Consider the following 15,891-nt stretch of genomic DNA (forward strand, 5'->3'; position numbering starts at 1 on the left):
CCCCTACCTGCAGACGACCCGAACGGCATGACCACCCGGCCCTCGCTGGCGGTCATCGGCACCGGCGGCCTGGCCAGAGCCGTCTGCTACGCCCTGGCCGTGATCGGGCCGCCGGCCCATGTCACCGTGATCGGGCGCGACCCGGCCCGTACCGCCGATCTATGCCATGTCGGTATGGCCAGAGCCGCACTGTCCGGCACCGGCGTCAGCTTCCGCCCCCAGACCGCGGACCCTTCCAGCGAGGACGCCCTCGCGGAGGCGCTGGCGGCCGCCGCTCCGGCGGGCGTGCTGCTGGCCGCCTCCAGCCAGTCCCCCTGGGAGTCGCTCAGCTCGCCCTCGGCGTGGACCGCCCTGCTGCGGCGCGGAGGTTTCGGGCTCACGCTGCCCTTCCAGGCGGAGTCCGCCGTCCGCGCGGGCGAGGCGCTCGCCTCGGCCTGCCCCGGCTCGTGGTTCGTCAACGCCTGCTTCCCCGACGCGGTCAATCCCGTGCTGGCCGCCGGCGGCACCCAGGTGCTGTGCGGGATCGGCAACGCCGGCCTGCTGGCCGCCAGCCTCCAGGCCGCCCTCGGCCTGCCCGACCAGCGAGAGCTGCAGGTGCTCGCACACCACGCGCACCTGTACGCCCCGGCCTCCCCCGAGACCGAGGCGCGGGCCTGGCATCAGGGCCGCCCGCTCGCCGACGTCGGCACGCTGCTGGCCGGCCAGCGGGCCACCTCCCGAACCGAGCTCAACCACGTCACCGGCCTGACCGCCGCCCGCGTGCTGGGCTGCCTGCTCACCGGCGGCGACCTGGACACCTCGCTGCCGGGCCCGCTCGGACTGCCGGGCGGCTACCCGGTACGGCTCGCGGCCGGCCGGCTGAGCCTGCGCCTGCCGCCCGGAGTGGACCGTGCCGACGCCGTCGCGTTCAACCAGCGCTCCGCCGTACAGGACGGGGTGGTCGTGGACGGGACGCGCGTCACCTTCGGCCCTGCCGCCCAGCAGGAGCTGGCGCGGGTCGCCCCCGATCTCGCCGACGGCTTCCACGTCGCGGACCTGGCGCCCGTGACCAAGGCGTTCGCCCAGCTCCGGGACCGGCTCCGCGACCTGCCCGCAGACTCACCCAGCCCCGCCGACAACCCGTAACGAGGTGCGCCCGACGATGCACGCAGCGAACCTGCTTATCGACTATTACGACCGCCTCCCCGCCTCGATCGCGGCCTGCGTCGACGACCTGGAGCCGGTCAGGTCCGACACCGGCTTCTCCCCCGGCTACCACCTGCCCGCCCTCGACGCGGACGTGGAACGTTTCCTGTCCGTGGCCACCGCCCGCTGGCAGCCGCTCGGCGCGTACGGCGAGCACCGGCTGACCCTGCTCGACCTCACGGGCAACCCCGCCACGGGAACCACCAAGACCTTCCCCTCGCTGCTGATCGTCGCGCGCGCGGTGGAGTACATCAGGCGGTACGGCGAAGCCGTCACGATCTTCTCGCCCACCTCGGCCAACAAGGGCGTCGCGCTGCGCGACGCGGTGCTGCGCGCGATCGAGGCCGGCCTGGTCGAGCCCGACCAGCTGCGCACGGTGATCCTGGCGCCCCGCTCGTGCCTGGCCAAGCTCCGCTCCAGCCGGCTGTCCACCGATCCCGCGCTGCGCGCGCTCAACCCGATGCTGATCTACAGCGGGCCCGAGCCTGAGCAGGTCAAGGCGCTCGGCCGGGCCTTCGCCGACAAGTTCGCCGGTGACCTGCGGGCCAGGGGCGAGAACCTGTGGTACTCGCTGGACCTGGCCAACTACCTGGTGGCCGACACCGCGAGGGCGTACTTCGAACACGCGGCGGCCCCCGTCACGGGGCCCCGGCTGCACGCGCACGCGGTGTCCAGCGCCTTCGGCCTGCTCGGCTACCACCGTGGCCGGGACGTGCTGGAGGACTCCGGGGCCTCGCGCCCTGAGCACCGGCCGGCCAGCCTGCTCGTGCAGCATCTCGGCACCCCCGACATGGTGCTCAACCTGCGCCACGGCGACTTCGAACGCGCCAACCTGCCCGCCTACCAGGCCCTCGACGGGCTCTACCGGCAGTCGTCCGACCCGCGCTTCCCCCAGGTGACCTACGACCCCGACGAGGTGCTCGACCCGACCTTCTACACCCACCGGCCCGCCACGTCCCCCGCGATGAACGCGATCATCGAGCGGGCCGGCGGCGACGGCATCGTGGTCTCGCTGGCCGAGTGCGTGGCCCGCTATCCGCAGGTGCGCGAACTGCTCGCCGGGTCCGGCTGCGAGCTGCCCGCCGACTTCCGGCAGCTCAGGGAATGGTCCCTGGTCATGGCCATGACGGGCGTGCTCAACGCCGTGGACCGCGGCCTGGCCGACGACTGGCGGGACGTGGTCGTGCACGGGTCGGGCCGCTACACCTCGGCCGAGTACGTGCCGCTCGAACTCGAGGCGATGACCGAGGTGGCGAACGTCGAGGACGTCGCCGCGGTGGTCTGCCGCTGATGTCGCTCCCTGAAGACGCGATCGCCGTCGTCGGGATGGCCGGGCGCTTCCCCGGCGCTCCCGACGTGGCCTCGCTCTGGCGCAACCTGCTCGACGGTGTGGACGCCGTGCACGACCACACCGAGGCCGAGCTGCGCGCGCTCGGGGTGGGCGAGCGCCTGCTGACCGACCCGGCGCACGTGCGGGCCGGCGGGCGGCTGCCCGATGTGACGGCGTTCGACGCCGAGTTCTTCGGCATGCCGATGGACGAGGCCGCCGCCATGGACCCCCAGCAGCGGCTCTTCCTGGAGCAGTCCTGGGCCGCCCTGGAGGACGCGGGCTGCGACCCGGCGGCCTTCGACGGGCTGATCGGCGTCTTCGGCGGAGCCTCGGTCAACAGGCATTTCCTCTACCGGCAGTTCACCGGCGACCCGGACGAGCCGCTGGTCCCCGGTTTCGCGCCGGACTACCTGGCCGCCCAGACGGCCTACCGCCTGGGGCTGACCGGCCCCGCGATGGCCGTGCAGACCGCCTGCTCCAGTTCGCTCACCGCGGTGTGCGTGGCCGCCCAGCACCTGCTCGACTACCGCTGCGACCTGGCGCTCGCGGGCGGCGTGAGCGTCACCGAGCCCCGGTTCCTGCACACGCCCGGCGGCCTGGTCTCGCCCGACGGCCGCTGCCGCGCCTTCGACGCCGCCGGCCAGGGCGGCGCCTACAGCAGCGGCGTGGCCGTGCTGGCGCTCAAGCGCCTGGAGGACGCGGTCGAGGCCCAGGACCGGGTCCTCGCCGTGCTCAGGGGCTGGGCGGTGGTCAACGACGGCGCCCGCAGGGCCGGGTTCGCCGCCCCCGGGCTGGAGGGCCAGGCGAGAGTGGTGGCCGAGGCGCTGGCGGACGCCGGCCTGCCGCCCGCCGCGATCGGTTTCGTCGAGGCGCACGGCAGCGGCACCGCGGTCGGGGACGCGATCGAGCTCACCGCCCTGGCCCAGGCCTTCTCCGACGAACCGCTGCCGCCGGCCTCCGTCGCCCTCGGGTCGGTCAAGACCAACCTCGGCAACCTGGACACGGCGGCGGGCGCGGCCGGGCTGATCAAGGCCGTGCTGGCGGTACGGCACGGCGTCATCCCGGCCAACCTCCACTTCGAGCGGCCCCATCCGGACGTCGACTTCGCCTCGCTGCCCTTCTACGTGCCGGTCAAGAACGTGGCGTGGGACGCGGAGACCCGGCGGGCCGGGGTCAGCTCCTTCGGCCTGGGCGGGACCAACGCGCACGTGATCGTCGAGCAGGCCCCGGCCGGCCCGCCGCGCCCGGCCGCCGCCGGCTGGCGTGTCCTGCCCGTCTCGGCCAGGACGCCCGAGGCGCTGCGCCAGGCCCGCACGCGGCTGGCCGACCACCTGGAGGCGGCTCCCGGCACGGACCTGGACGACGTCGCCCACACGCTGACCGCCGGACGGCGTGCCTTCGCGTGCCGGGCGGCGATCGTCTGCCGTGACCTGACCCAGGCCGTCGCCGGGTTGCGCGATCTGGCCGAACCTGTCACCCCGCCGCACGACCCGGCAGGGGGACGCGGCGGCCTGCCGTACGACGCTCCCGAGGACCTGCTGCGGGCGGCCGCCGCCTGGGTGAACGGCGGCGGGCCCGCCTGGCCGCCGCCGGGCGGCCGCATCGTCTCGCTACCGGCCTATCCGTTCCAACGGGAGGAGGTCCGATCATGAGACCCGACACCAGCTCGCTCGACCGCTGGTTCTCCACCCCGCAGCCCCGGCCCACGGCGCCCAGGCAGCTGTTCTGCCTGCCGTGGGCCGGCGCGGGGGCGGGAGCCTTCCAGGGCTGGGCCGCGGCGGCCGGACCGGAGCTCGAGGTGTTACCCGTGGTCCTCCCCGGACGGGAAGGCCGCTTCTCCGAACCCTTCGACCTCGACATCGCGGAGCTGGCCGACGCCGTCTCGGCCCGGGCCGACCGCCCGTACGCCTTCTACGGGCACTCCATGGGCGGCAGGCTGGGCTTCGAGGTGATCCGCGAGCTGACCAGGCGGGGCGAGCGGCTGCCGCGGCGGCTGTACCTCGGCGCGTGCCGGCCCCCGGACCTCGTGGAACCGCTGGCGGCGCTGTCGGAGGTGTCCGACGAGGAACTGCTCGGCAGGCTCATCGAGCTCGGCGGTCTGCCGGAGGAGCTGCTGGCCGAACCGGAGCTGCGCGAACTCGTGCTGCCGGTGCTGCGGGCGGACTTCACCTGGCTGCACGAGTACGTCTACGAGCCGGGACCACCGATCGGGGTGCCCATCGAGGCCTTCGCCGGAGCCGAGGACAAGTCGGTCTCCGTCGCGGCCATGCGGGGCTGGTCCAGGCACACGAGCGCCGGATTCACCCTCAGCGTCCAGCCGGGCGGCCACTTCTTCCTGCGCGAGCGGCGGGATCACATCTTGGACAGGGTGCGGGGATGAGCGGAACCGGCACGGGTGGACACCGCATGCCGCTCGGCGAGACCGGCTGGTGGGTGTGGCGCGAGGCGCTGCTGCGCAGCACCGGCTTCCCGGCCGACGGCCTGGACCGGCTGGCCGCCCCCGACTGCGGGCGGGCGGCCGACGCGCTGCTCTCGGGCGAGCTCGGGGACGCCGACTTCGACAAGGTCCTCGCGGAGGCCTGCCACGACGTCGCGAGGGAACTGAGCGAGATCGCCGCCGATCCGCTCTTCCGCGAGGCGATCACCTGGCAGAACAGGGGCGCCCTGGTCGCGCTGGACGCCCTGGCGCGGGGCGGGGCCGATCAGCGTCGCGACAGCAGGCGGCGCGAACGCGAGCGCATCGCCGTCAAGTACTGGCAGCGTTACAGCGCCAAGAACGAGACCGTGGGCTTCTTCGGGCCGGTGACCTGGGTGCGGTGCACGCAGGACGAGCCCGCGCTGAGCGTGCGGCCCGGCGAGCGGCTGCTGTCGGAGCGGCGCGTCTTCTTCGAGGACTGGGCGCTGCGCGCGTACGCGGCGAAGCTGGCCGAGGACCCGGCGGTGCGCCGCTGGCTGCCGCCCGCCCTGCAGCCCCAGCTGACCTTGGACGGCCGCCAGGTACGGCGGCCGGCGCACCCGCCCGTCCCGGTGTCGGCCGCCGAGGCTCTGCTGCTGTCCCGGTGCGACGGCAGGCGCCGGGCGGTGGACGTGGCCGGCGAGGTGGCGGGGCAGGCCGGCATCCGCACCGAAGGCGACGCCTACCTGCTGCTGGACCTCCTGGTCGAGCGCGGCCTGCTGACCTGGCAGGGCGACCTGCCGCAGTCCCCGCACGCCGAGGAGCGCCTGCGGCTGCTGCTGTCCGGCATCGAGGACGCGCCCGCGCGCGAGCGGGCCCAGGCGGGGCTGGAGCGGCTCGCGTCGGCCAGGCGGGAGGTCGCGCGCGCCGCCGGCGACCCGGACGCCCTGCTGGCCGCCCTGGACGCGCTCAGCACGGTGTTCACCGAGGTCACCGGTGCCGGCTCGGTCCGCAGGACCGGCCAGACGTATGCCGGCCGCGGTCTCGTCTACGAGGACACCACGCGCGACGTGACCGTGAGCGTGGGCGGGCCGCTGCTCGACGGCATCGCCGAGCCGCTGGCGCTGATGCTCGGGGCCGCCCGGTGGCTGACGGCCGAGCTGGCCGCGGCCTACGGCCAGGCGCTGCGGGACCTGTACGAGGAACTGCGCGCCGACGGCCCGGTACTGCTGTCCGACCTGTGGTACCTCGCCCAGGGCATGTTGTTCGGCTCCGGGCCCAGACCCGTCGACGCCATAGCCGAGGAGTTCGCCCGCCGCTGGGCGGAGCTGTTCGGCCTGGACAGCGTGGCGCCGGAGACCGCCGAGCTGACCTTCAGCACCCGCGAGCTGGCCGCCTCCGACGCGTTCGCCGCCACCGGCCCCGGCTGGTCCGCCGGCCGGCTGCACAGCCCCGACCTGCAGATCTGCGCCGACAGCGTCGAGGCGGTCAACCGCGGCGACTACCTGGTGGTCATGGGCGAGATGCACGCGGCCTGGGCGACCTTCGACTGCTCCGTCTTCACTCTCGCCCACCCCGACTCCGGCGCCCTGCGCGACGCGCTGGCCGAGGACCTGGGAACGGACCGGGTCAGGCCGCTCTACCCGGTGGACTGGCCGCGCTACACCGGCCGCGTGTCGTACTCGCTGGATCACCCGACCGACAGCGAGCTGGCCTGGACCGCCGCCCCCGGCGCGGACCCCGACCGGCTCATGCCCGCCACGGGCGTCCTGGTCGGCGAGGCGGACGGGGAACTGGTCGCCACCGCCCCCGACGGCCGGAGCCGGCCGCTGCTGGAGGTCTTCTCGCAACTGCTGTCCATGCACGCGGTGGACGGCTTCAAGCTGGTCGGGGCCGGACCGAACCAGCACACCCCGAGGATCACCATCGACCGGCTGGTGGTGGCCCGCCGGACCTGGCGGACCACCGCCGACGCGACGGGGCTGACCGACGTCGGCGGCGAGCGCGCCCGCTACCTGGCCGTACGCCGCTGGCGGCGCGAGCTCGGCCTGCCCGAACGGGTCTTCGTCAAGCTGTCCACGGAGATCAAGCCGCTGTACGTCGACCTCACCAGCCCGGTCTTCGCCGACCTGCTCTGCTCGATGGTGCGCTCGGCGCGCCTCACCGCCGGGCAGGACGTGCGGCTGGTGGTCTCGGAGATGCTGCCCACCCCCGACCAGACGTGGCTGCTCGACGCCGAGGGCCGCCGCTACTTCACCGAACTGCGCATGCACATGGTCGATCCCCTTCCTGGAGGCGCGGGATGACGCTGCCCGATCTGGTGCTGGCCCACGCCGCGCGCCGCCCGTGGGCGCCGGCCGTACGGCAGTGGCAGGACGTGCTCACCTACGGCGAGCTGGCCGAGCAGGCGGGCGGTCTGGCCGCCCGGCTGCCGGACATGGGGCCGGAACGACTGGTGGGGGTGTGCCTGCGGCGCACGCCCAGCATGGTCGCCGGGGTGCTCGGCGTACTGCTGGCCGGGGGCGCGTACGTGCCGCTCGACCCCGACGGCCCCGCCGCTCGCCGGGAGCAGATCATCCGGAGCGCGGGCCTCGACGTCGTCGTGGTCGACGAGTCCACCGCCGGCCTGTTCGACGGGGTGCGGGTGGTCCCGGTGGAGGGTCCGCCCGCCGCGCCGGGGCGCTGCCCCGCGCTGCCCGACAACGCGGCCTACGTGCTGCACACCTCGGGATCCACCGGCACGCCCAAGGGGGTGGTGATCAGCCATCGGAGCGCGCACGCGTACGCCACCAGGCAGATCGAACTGATGGGCCTCGACGAGCACGCGCGCGGCTTCGCCTTCGCCTCGCTCGGTTTCGACGTGTCGGTGCACGACCTGTTCGTGCACCTGGGCGCCGGCGCCACCGTCATGCTGGTGGACGAGGCGGACCGGCGCGACCCCGTACGGCTGCAGCGCTTCTGCGAGGAGCATCGCATCACGACAGGCGTCGTGCCGGTCTCCCTGCTGCCCGTGCTGGAGCCGGCACGTCTGCCCGAGTGGCGGACCCTGGTCACCGGGGCCGAGGCGCCGGGGCCGGAGCAGGTGGAACGCTGGTCAGGCGCGCGCTTCCTCAATTACTACGGGCCCACCGAGACGACGGTGGCGGTCACCGTCTTCGAGGCCGAGGGGAGCTGGGACCGGCCGCTGCCGATCGGCGTCGCCCAGGGCGGGCACCGCGCGCACGTCGTGGACGAGGAGCTGCGGGAGGTCCCGGCGGGCCTGCCCGGCGAGCTGCTGATCGGCGGGGTGGGTCTGGCCCGGGGGTACCTGGGCCGGCCAGGGCTGACCGCCGAGCGTTTCCTGCCCGACCCGTTCGGCGGCGGCGGTGAGCGGCTCTACCGGACCGGCGACCTGGTGGTGCGCCAGCCCGACGGGAACCTGCTGTTCCTGGGCAGGACCGACCGCCAGGTCAAGATCCGCGGGCAGCGCGTGGAGATCGGCGAGGTGGAGACCGTGCTGCGCGGCCACCCGCAGGTCGGGCACGCCGTGGTGGAGGCCGTCGAGGGGCCGGGCGGGCTCCAGCTGGTGGCCTTCTGCACCGCTGACGGCGCGAGTCCTGGCCTGCTGCGGGAGCACTGCGCGGAGCGGCTGCCCGAGGTGATGGTGCCGGCCGAGGTGCTCGTCCTGCCGAGCCTGCCGATGTCGTCGTCGGGCAAGGTCGACATCCAGGCGTTGCTGGCGCTGCTGCCCGACGCGCCGCCCGCGGGCGGGGGCACACCGCCGCAATCGCCGACCGAGCGCGCGGTGGCCGAGGTCTGGTCGCGGGTGCTCGGCCGGACCCCGGGGCTGGAGGACGACTTCTTCGCCTCCGGCGGGCATTCCATCAGCGCCATGCGCCTGGTCAGCGGCCTGCGCGAGGCGTTGGGGCGGGAGCTGGCGGTGGAGGACGTCTTCGCCGCGCGCACCCTCGGCGCGCTTGCGGCACGGGTGGACGGCGCGCCGCCCGCGGCCGAGCGGCTGCCCTCCGGCAGCTCGCCCGCGCTGACCGCGTCGCAGCGGCGGCTGTGGTTCCTCGAGCGGCTCTCCCCCGGCAACGTCGCCTACAACATCGCGGTCGCCGAGCGCCTGCGCGGAACGCTCGACGTGTCGGCGCTGGAGCGGGCGCTGTCCGCCGTGGCCGCGCGGCACGAGGTGCTGCGCTGGCGGGTGCCCGACGCCGGCGGCGTGCCCCGCGTGGAGGTGTCCGCGCCCGAACCCGTGCACCTGGAGGTCGAGGCCCTGGACGGCGACTTCCAGGGCCAGGCGCAGCGGCTCCGCGCCTGGCTGGACGGTGCCGCCGCCCATCGCTTCGACCTGGCCCGCGGCCCGCTGTGGCAGGCCAGACTGGCCAGGCTCGGCCCGGACGACCACGTGCTGTCGGTGACCTTCCAGCACGCGGTCTTCGACGGCTGGTCGCAGCGGCCCTTCTTCGACGATCTGGCCCGTGCCTACGTCGGCGAGGTCCTGGCCGAACCCCGGACCACCTTCTCCGACTACGCCGCGTGGCGCGCGGAGCGGAACAGCAGGCGGGCCGAGCAGGACCTGGCCTGGTGGACCCGGTCGCTGTCCGACGCCCCCACGACGCTCGACCTGCCCAGGGACAACCCGCGGCCCGACGTGCAGAGCCATGCAGGGGCCCTGGCCACGGCAGCGCTGACGCCGGAGACCACCGCCGGCATCCGCGCGCTGGCGGTACGCCTGGGCACCACCACCCCGAGCGTGCTGCTGGCCGCCTTCGCCGAACTGGTCCGGCGCATCACCGGCCGCGACGACATCGTGGTCGGCACCCCGGCGGCGGACCGCAGGCACGAGGCGTTCCAGGACCTGATCGGGTTCTTCGTCGACATCGTGCCGATCCGGTTGCGTTCGGCCGGGTCGGCCACCTTCGCCGAGCGGGTGCGTGGCTGCTCGGACGCGGTCATCGACGCGCTGGCCAGGCCCGGCGCCGCCATCGAGGACATCGTCGGCGCCCTGGCGGTACGGCGTGAGCCGAGCCGGGCCCCGCTGGTGCAGGTGCTCTTCAACGTCTACAACTTCCCCGAGCCGCGGCTGGAGCTGAAGGGGCTGAGCTCCACCGGCATCGTGCCCGCGCCCGCCGGCTCCCCGTTCGACCTGACGGTCTACGTCGTGGAGCGGGACGGGCGCTACGCGGTGGACATCGTCTACAACACCGACCTCTACGCCGCCGAACGCATCGAGCTGCTGCTGCGGGCGTTCGCCGACCTGCTCGACCAGGCCGTGGCCGACCCCGGCGCCCCCGCGGCCGGCTTCGAGCTGAGGGGCGTCGACGTGCTCGCGCGGGGGGTGGCCGACGACCCGGCCGACGCCGTACGAGCCGAGCCCGTGGCGGCAGGGGCTCGCGCGGAGCCCGTCACCGACACCGAGCGGCTGCTGGCCGGGATCTGGCGGGACGTGCTCGGCCGGGCCGAGGTGACCGCGACCGACAACTTCTTCGACGTCGGCGGCACCTCCATGGCCGTCGTCGTGGTCCGGGACCGGCTGGCCGCCCTGACCGGGCGACAGGTGACGGTCGTCGACCTGTTCCGCTACCCGACCGTACGCGCGCTGGCCGCCCACCTCGACGGCGAGGCCGCGAATCCGGAACTGAGCCGCGCCGACCGGCGTGCCGACACACGCCGCCAGCTGCGGGACAAGCGCAGGAGGAGACAGTGACAGAGTTGTCGAACGACTCGGGCGCCGAGCCCATCGCCATCATCGGCATGAGCGCCCGTGTGCCGGGCGCCAACGACCTCGACCAGTTCTGGCGCAACCTGGTCGACGGGGTGGAATCGGTGACCTTCTTCACCGACGAGGAGCAGCTCGCCAGAGGGGCGACCCCGGAGCAGCTGGCCAGCACCTCCTTCGTCAGGGCCGCGCCCATCATGATCGACATGGAGGGCTTCGACCACCGTCTGTTCGGCATGAGCGCCCGCGAGGCTGAGCTGGCCGACCCGCAGCAGCGGGTCTTCCTGGAGCAGGCGCACGCCGCGCTGCAGGACGCCGGCTACGACCCGACCACCTACGACGGCGCCATCGGCGTCTACGGCGGCTCGGGGCCCAGCCAGTACCAGTGGCTCAACCTGCAGACCAACCCCGACCTGGACAGCAACGCGCTCAAGCTCGGCATGTCGATCGGCAACAACATCGACTACGTCGCCACCACGGTCTCCTACCGGCTGAACCTGCGCGGGCCGGCCATGACCGTGACCACCGCCTGCTCGTCCTCGCTGGTCGCCCTGCACCTGGCGTGCGAGTCGCTGCGCGGCGGGGAATGCGACATGGCACTGGCCGGCGGGGTCTGCGTGGAGCTGCCGCACGGCGTCGGATACCCGGCCATGGAGGGTTTCACCTCCTCCGACGGGCACGTCAAGCCGTTCGACGCCCGCGCCGACGGCACCATCTGGGGCAGCGGCGTCGGCGTGATCGTGGTCAAGCGCCTGGAGGACGCGCTGGCCGACGGCGACCACATCCGCGCCCTGGTCCTGGGGAACGCCGTCAACAACGACGGCAGCAACAAGATCGGCTTCTCCGCGCCGAGCCACGCGGGCCAGACCGAGGTGATCGTGGAGGCGCTCGGCGTGGCCGGGGTGGATCCGCGCACCATCAGCTACGTGGAGGCGCACGGCACCGGCACCGCCCTCGGCGACCCCATCGAGGTGGCCGCCCTGAGCGAGGTCTACCGGCGCGACACCGACGATCGCGGCTGGTGCGGCATCGGCTCGGTGAAGTCCAACATCGGCCACCTCAGCCAGGCCTCCGGCGTGGTCGGCGTGATCAAGACGGTGCTCGCGATGGAGCACGGGCTGATCCCGCCCAGCATCAACTTCGAGCGGCCCAACCCGGCCATCGACTTCGACTCCAGCCCCTTCTACGTGGTCTCCGCCCCGTCGAAGTGGGAGGGCGACGAGGCCGACCCGCGCCGGGCGGCGGTGAGCTCCTTCGGCATCGGCGGCACCAACGCCCACGTGATCCTCCAGCAGGCTCCGCCGGCCGCCGCCGCCACGCGCGCTGACGGCCCGCACCTGCTGCGACTCTCGGCCCGGACGGAGAGCGCGCTGGAGGCGATGCGCGCCCAGCTGGCCGACCACCTCAACGAGCACCCCGAGCTCTCGCTCGCCGACGTCGCCCACACGCTGCGGGTGGGCCGGCCGGAACAGCGGCATCGTGTCGCCGTGGTCGCCGACGACGTGGCGGGCGCGGTGAGCGCGCTGACCGACCGCAAGCGTCACCCTGCCGGGTCGGCCGTCGGGGCCCCGCCCAAGGTGGCCTTCCTGTTCTCCGGGCAGGGCGCGCAGTACGCGGGCATGGGAGCCGCGCTCTACGCGGCCGAGCCGTCCTTCGCCGCCGCCGTGGACGAGTGCGCGGAGCTGCTGCGCGCCGAGCTCGGCGAGGACATCAGGCAGCTGATGTTCGCCGAGGGCGGCGACGACAAGCTGCGCGAGACCCGCTTCACCCAGCCCGCGCTGTTCACCGTGGAGTACGCGCTGGCCAGGCTCTGGCAGGAGCGCGGCGTCCGGCCCTCGGGCATGATCGGGCACTCCGTCGGGGAGTACGTCGCCGCCACGCTCGCCGGGGTGTTCACCCTGCCCGACGCGCTGCGCCTGGTGACCGCCCGCGGGCGGCTGATGCAGTCGATGCCCTCGGGTTCGATGCTCGCGGTGATGAAGGACGAGCAGGAGATCGCCGAGCTGCTCGTCGACGGGGTGAGCATCGCCACCGTGAACGGCCCGGGCACCTGCGTGGTCGCCGGGACGGACGAGGCGATCACCGCGTTCGCCGAACTGCTCGACGGCAAGGGCGTCAAGGCCACCCGGCTGCGCACCTCGCACGCCTTCCACTCCCCGATGATGGACCCCATCCTGGCCGACTTCGAGGCCCTCGTGGCGTCCGTGCCGCGCCAGGAGCCCCGCCTGCCGTTCCTGTCGAACGTGACCGGCGACTGGATCACCGCCGAGCAGGCCGTCGACCCCGCCTACTGGGCCGGGCACATCCGCCGCCCGGTGCGCTTCGGCGACTGCGTCGCCCGGCTGGTGGCCGAGAAGGACTGGGTGATGCTGGAGTGCGGGCCGGGCAAGCAGCTGACCGGGCTCGCCCGCATGCAGCTGCGCGGCGCCAAGGACGCGCTCCCGCCGCTCGCCAGCCTGCCCGGCCCCGCCGAGGGCACCGGCGACCTGCACGTCCTGTACGGCTCCGCCGCCCGGCTGTGGTCGGCGGGAGTGCCGGTCACCATGGCGGACGGCCAGGAGGCCGGCCGCAGGGTGCCGTTGCCCGGCTACCCCTACGAGCGGGAGTACCGGTTCGTCCCGCCGGGCGAGGGCAGGGCCACGCCCGCCGCGCAGCCGTCCGGCCCGCGGGCGCTGGAGGACTGGTTCGAGGTCCCGGCGTGGCAGCAGCTCGCGCCTTCCACACTCGGCGAGCCGATCACCCGCTGCCTGGCCTTCGTGAGCGGCAGGCGCGGCGAGGAGCTGGTGGCGGCGATCCTGGCCGAGGGCGGCGAGGTGGTGACGGTCCGCCCCGGCACGGAGTACGCGGGCGGCGGCGAGTTCACCGTGCGTCCCGGCGAGCGCGCCGACTACGACGCCCTCGTCGCGGCGCTCGGCGACTCCCTGCCCTCGCGCGTCGTGCACGCCTGGGCCCTGGACAGCGACCCCGCGCAGGCGCAGGAGCACGGCTTCTTCAGCCTGCTCTCCCTCGTCCAGGCGCTGGCCGCCGAGCAGCGGGCCGACGGAGTCCACCTCGACGTGCTCACCACGGGCACCGAGGACCCGCTGGGCGGCGCCGACGTGACCCGGCCTGAGTACGCGCTCGTCGCGGGCATCGCCCGGGTCGTCCCGCTGGAGGTCGACGGCCTGCGGGTGCGCCACCTCGACCTCGAGCCCGACGAGCTCGGACGCGGCGGCACCCCCGCCGGGAGCGCCCTGGCCGAGCTGCGCAGGGAACCGGCGGGCGACGTGCTGGCCCTGCGGGGCGGGCGCCGGTGGGTCCGCGAGTTCCAGCCGGTCCGGCTGGCCGGCGGCGCGGGCCACTCGGGGCTGCGCGAGGAGGGCGTCTACCTGATCACCGGCGGGCTGGGCGGCATCGGCCTCACGCTCGCCGAGCACCTCGGCACCCGGCTGCGGGCCCGAGTGGTGCTGCTCGGCCGCGGCGGCACGGTGACGCCGAGGGCCGCACTCGCGATCACACGGATCGAGCAGGCGGGCGGCAAGGTGACCGTCCTGGCCGCGGACGTCACCGACCCCGCCCGGTTGCGCGAGGTCAGGGACGAGGTGGTGGCCACCTACGGCGGGCTGCACGGCATCGTGCACGCCGCTGGCCTGCCGGGCGGCGGCATGGCCGAGATCAAGGAGCGGGCCGTGGCGCAGGCCGTCCTCGACCCCAAGCTGGCCGGCACCGTCGCGCTGCTCGACGTCTTCGGCGACCTGGGGCTGGACTTCGTCGCCCTGTGCTCCTCGGTCACCAGCGTCAGCGGCGGGTTCGGGCAGGTCGACTACTGCGCGGCGAACGCGTACCTGGACGCCCGCGCCCGCGCCGCCCACGGCACCCGCGTCCTGAGCCTCAACTGGGGCGCGTGGCTCGAAGTGGGCATGGCCGCCAACGCCACCGGGCTCACCGGCGGCGCGACCGGCCTCACCGCCGCCGTCGCAGGGGGCACGCCCGTCGACCATCCGGTCGTGCGCAGCCGTACCGACGGCAGGGCGTCGGGGCCGCTGGCCGCCGACAGCCACTGGGTGCTGGACGAGCACCGCATCGGCGGCGTGCCGGTGCTGCCGGCGACCGGACAGCTGGAATGCGCGCGGGCCGCCTTCGCGGCCGTCGTGCCGGCACCGGGCGAGGGCCACGCGGTGGAACTGCGCGACGTGGTCTTCCTCGAGCCGCTCGCCGTACCCGACGACACCACCACCGAGCTCGTCGTCGCCTTCCCCGACGGCCCCGACGGCACGGCCTTCGAGGTGCGCGCGGGCGGGCGGCTGCACACCCAGGGCGCGGCGGCATGGGTACGGCCCGCGCCCGCCGCGGCCGTGGACGTGGCGGAGGTGAAGGCCAGGATGGAGCCGGTGGCCGAGCAGGACGGCGAGTACGCGGGAGTGCTGACCTTCGGTCCGCGCTGGCGCTCGCCCGAGCTGGTCTGGCGGGCCGAGGAGGAGGAACTCGCCTTCGTCGAGGGCACCGAGCAGGTCGCGGAGGAGGTCGGCCGCTGGGGCCTGCATCCCGCGCTCCTCGACGTGGCCACGTCCTTCGGCCGGGGCAACGGCGGCGGCGCCTACCTACCGCTGAGCTACGGGCGGCTGCTGGTCAGGTCGCCGCTGCCGGACCGCTTCTACAGCCACCTGAAGCGCAGGGGCGACGGCGGCGCCGAGGTCGTCACCGCCGACCTGACCCTGATGGACGAGTCGGGCACGGTGCTCGTGGAGATCGAGGAGTTCGTGCTGCGGCGCATCGACGCCTCGGCGGTGACGGGCTCGCTGAGCGCCGGGGACCCGCAGCCCGGCGCCGGCATCCGCCCCGCCGACGGCGCCGAGGCGTTCTTCCGCGTGCTGGCCGCGGCCGAGCTGGGTTCGCAGGTCGTCATCAGCGCGACCTCGCTCGCCGAGATCACCCGGCGGGAGCGGCTGACCCGCGAGAGCCTCGAAGCCAAGGCCCCGGCGGCCAGGACCGAGGACTTCGTCGCGCCGGAAGGCGAGGTGGAGGCCGCGCTGGCCCGCGTGTGGAGCGAGATCCTGGGCGTGCCCGAGGTGGGCGCCGACGACGACTTCTTCGAACTCGGCGGCAACTCGCTCATCGCCGTCCAGCTGATCGCGCAGGCTCGGGCCGCGGTCGGCGTCAAGCTGCCGATGCGCACGCTCTTCGAGGCCCCGTCCGTGCGCCAGATGGCCGCCAGGGTCGAGCAGGTCCGCGCGGAGCAGCAGGCCGCCGAGGCCCCCGCGTCCACCACGATCCCGCGCGTGTCGCGAGGAAGGTAGC

The 15,891-nt window shown here is 74.5% G+C and carries 7 protein-coding genes; all 7 read left to right on the forward strand.

Annotation, left to right across the window (positions count from 1 at the left end; translation table 11 throughout):
- Positions 1 to 1,125, forward strand: a 1,125-nt coding sequence (locus tag ABZX22_RS41860; RefSeq protein WP_354921768.1) for a hypothetical protein, incomplete at its 5' end; no start/stop codon positions are given.
- A gap of 16 nt (positions 1,126 to 1,141) precedes the next feature.
- The gene (locus ABZX22_RS41865; RefSeq protein ID WP_354921771.1) at positions 1,142 to 2,476 is read left to right on the forward strand and encodes a DUF6002 family protein; all 1,335 of its coding nucleotides are present in this window, start codon (positions 1,142 to 1,144) and stop codon (positions 2,474 to 2,476) included.
- A complete protein-coding gene (locus ABZX22_RS41870; protein WP_354921774.1) occupies positions 2,476 to 4,167 on the forward strand; it encodes a beta-ketoacyl synthase N-terminal-like domain-containing protein in 1,692 nt (563 codons plus the stop codon). The genes ABZX22_RS41865 and ABZX22_RS41870 overlap by 1 nt, the downstream gene beginning before the upstream one ends.
- The gene (locus tag ABZX22_RS41875; protein WP_354921777.1) at positions 4,164 to 4,895 is read left to right on the forward strand and encodes a thioesterase domain-containing protein; all 732 of its coding nucleotides are present in this window, start codon (positions 4,164 to 4,166) and stop codon (positions 4,893 to 4,895) included. Before ABZX22_RS41870 ends, ABZX22_RS41875 begins: the two co-directional genes overlap by 4 nt.
- Positions 4,892 to 7,216 carry a lantibiotic dehydratase gene (locus ABZX22_RS41880; protein WP_354921780.1) on the forward strand — a complete coding sequence of 775 codons (2,325 nt, stop codon included), beginning with the start codon at positions 4,892 to 4,894 and terminating at the stop codon, positions 7,214 to 7,216. Before ABZX22_RS41875 ends, ABZX22_RS41880 begins: the two co-directional genes overlap by 4 nt.
- Positions 7,213 to 10,602: an amino acid adenylation domain-containing protein gene (locus tag ABZX22_RS41885; protein WP_354921783.1), complete on the forward strand. Its 3,390-nt coding sequence runs from the start codon at positions 7,213 to 7,215 to the stop codon at positions 10,600 to 10,602. Before ABZX22_RS41880 ends, ABZX22_RS41885 begins: the two co-directional genes overlap by 4 nt.
- Positions 10,599 to 15,890 (forward strand): SDR family NAD(P)-dependent oxidoreductase, encoded by a 5,292-nt coding sequence (locus ABZX22_RS41890; protein WP_354921786.1) that lies wholly within the window; start codon positions 10,599 to 10,601, stop codon positions 15,888 to 15,890. The genes ABZX22_RS41885 and ABZX22_RS41890 overlap by 4 nt, the downstream gene beginning before the upstream one ends.
- Position 15,891: the final 1 nt, after the last annotated feature.

Origin of the sequence: Nonomuraea sp. NPDC003804, assembly GCF_040610675.1 — a bacterium.
Taxonomy (GTDB): domain Bacteria; phylum Actinomycetota; class Actinomycetes; order Streptosporangiales; family Streptosporangiaceae; genus Nonomuraea.

What these genes read in the sequence shown, in the direction of transcription:
- ABZX22_RS41875 (WP_354921777.1), top strand. Translation starts at nt 4,164, where the DNA reads ATGAGACCCGACACCAGCTCGCTCGACCGCTGGTTCTCCACCCCGCAG.
- ABZX22_RS41865 (WP_354921771.1), top strand. Translation starts at nt 1,142, where the DNA reads ATGCACGCAGCGAACCTGCTTATCGACTATTACGACCGCCTCCCCGCC.
- ABZX22_RS41880 (WP_354921780.1), top strand. Translation starts at nt 4,892, where the DNA reads ATGAGCGGAACCGGCACGGGTGGACACCGCATGCCGCTCGGCGAGACC.
- ABZX22_RS41885 (WP_354921783.1), top strand. Translation starts at nt 7,213, where the DNA reads ATGACGCTGCCCGATCTGGTGCTGGCCCACGCCGCGCGCCGCCCGTGG.
- ABZX22_RS41870 (WP_354921774.1), top strand. Translation starts at nt 2,476, where the DNA reads ATGTCGCTCCCTGAAGACGCGATCGCCGTCGTCGGGATGGCCGGGCGC.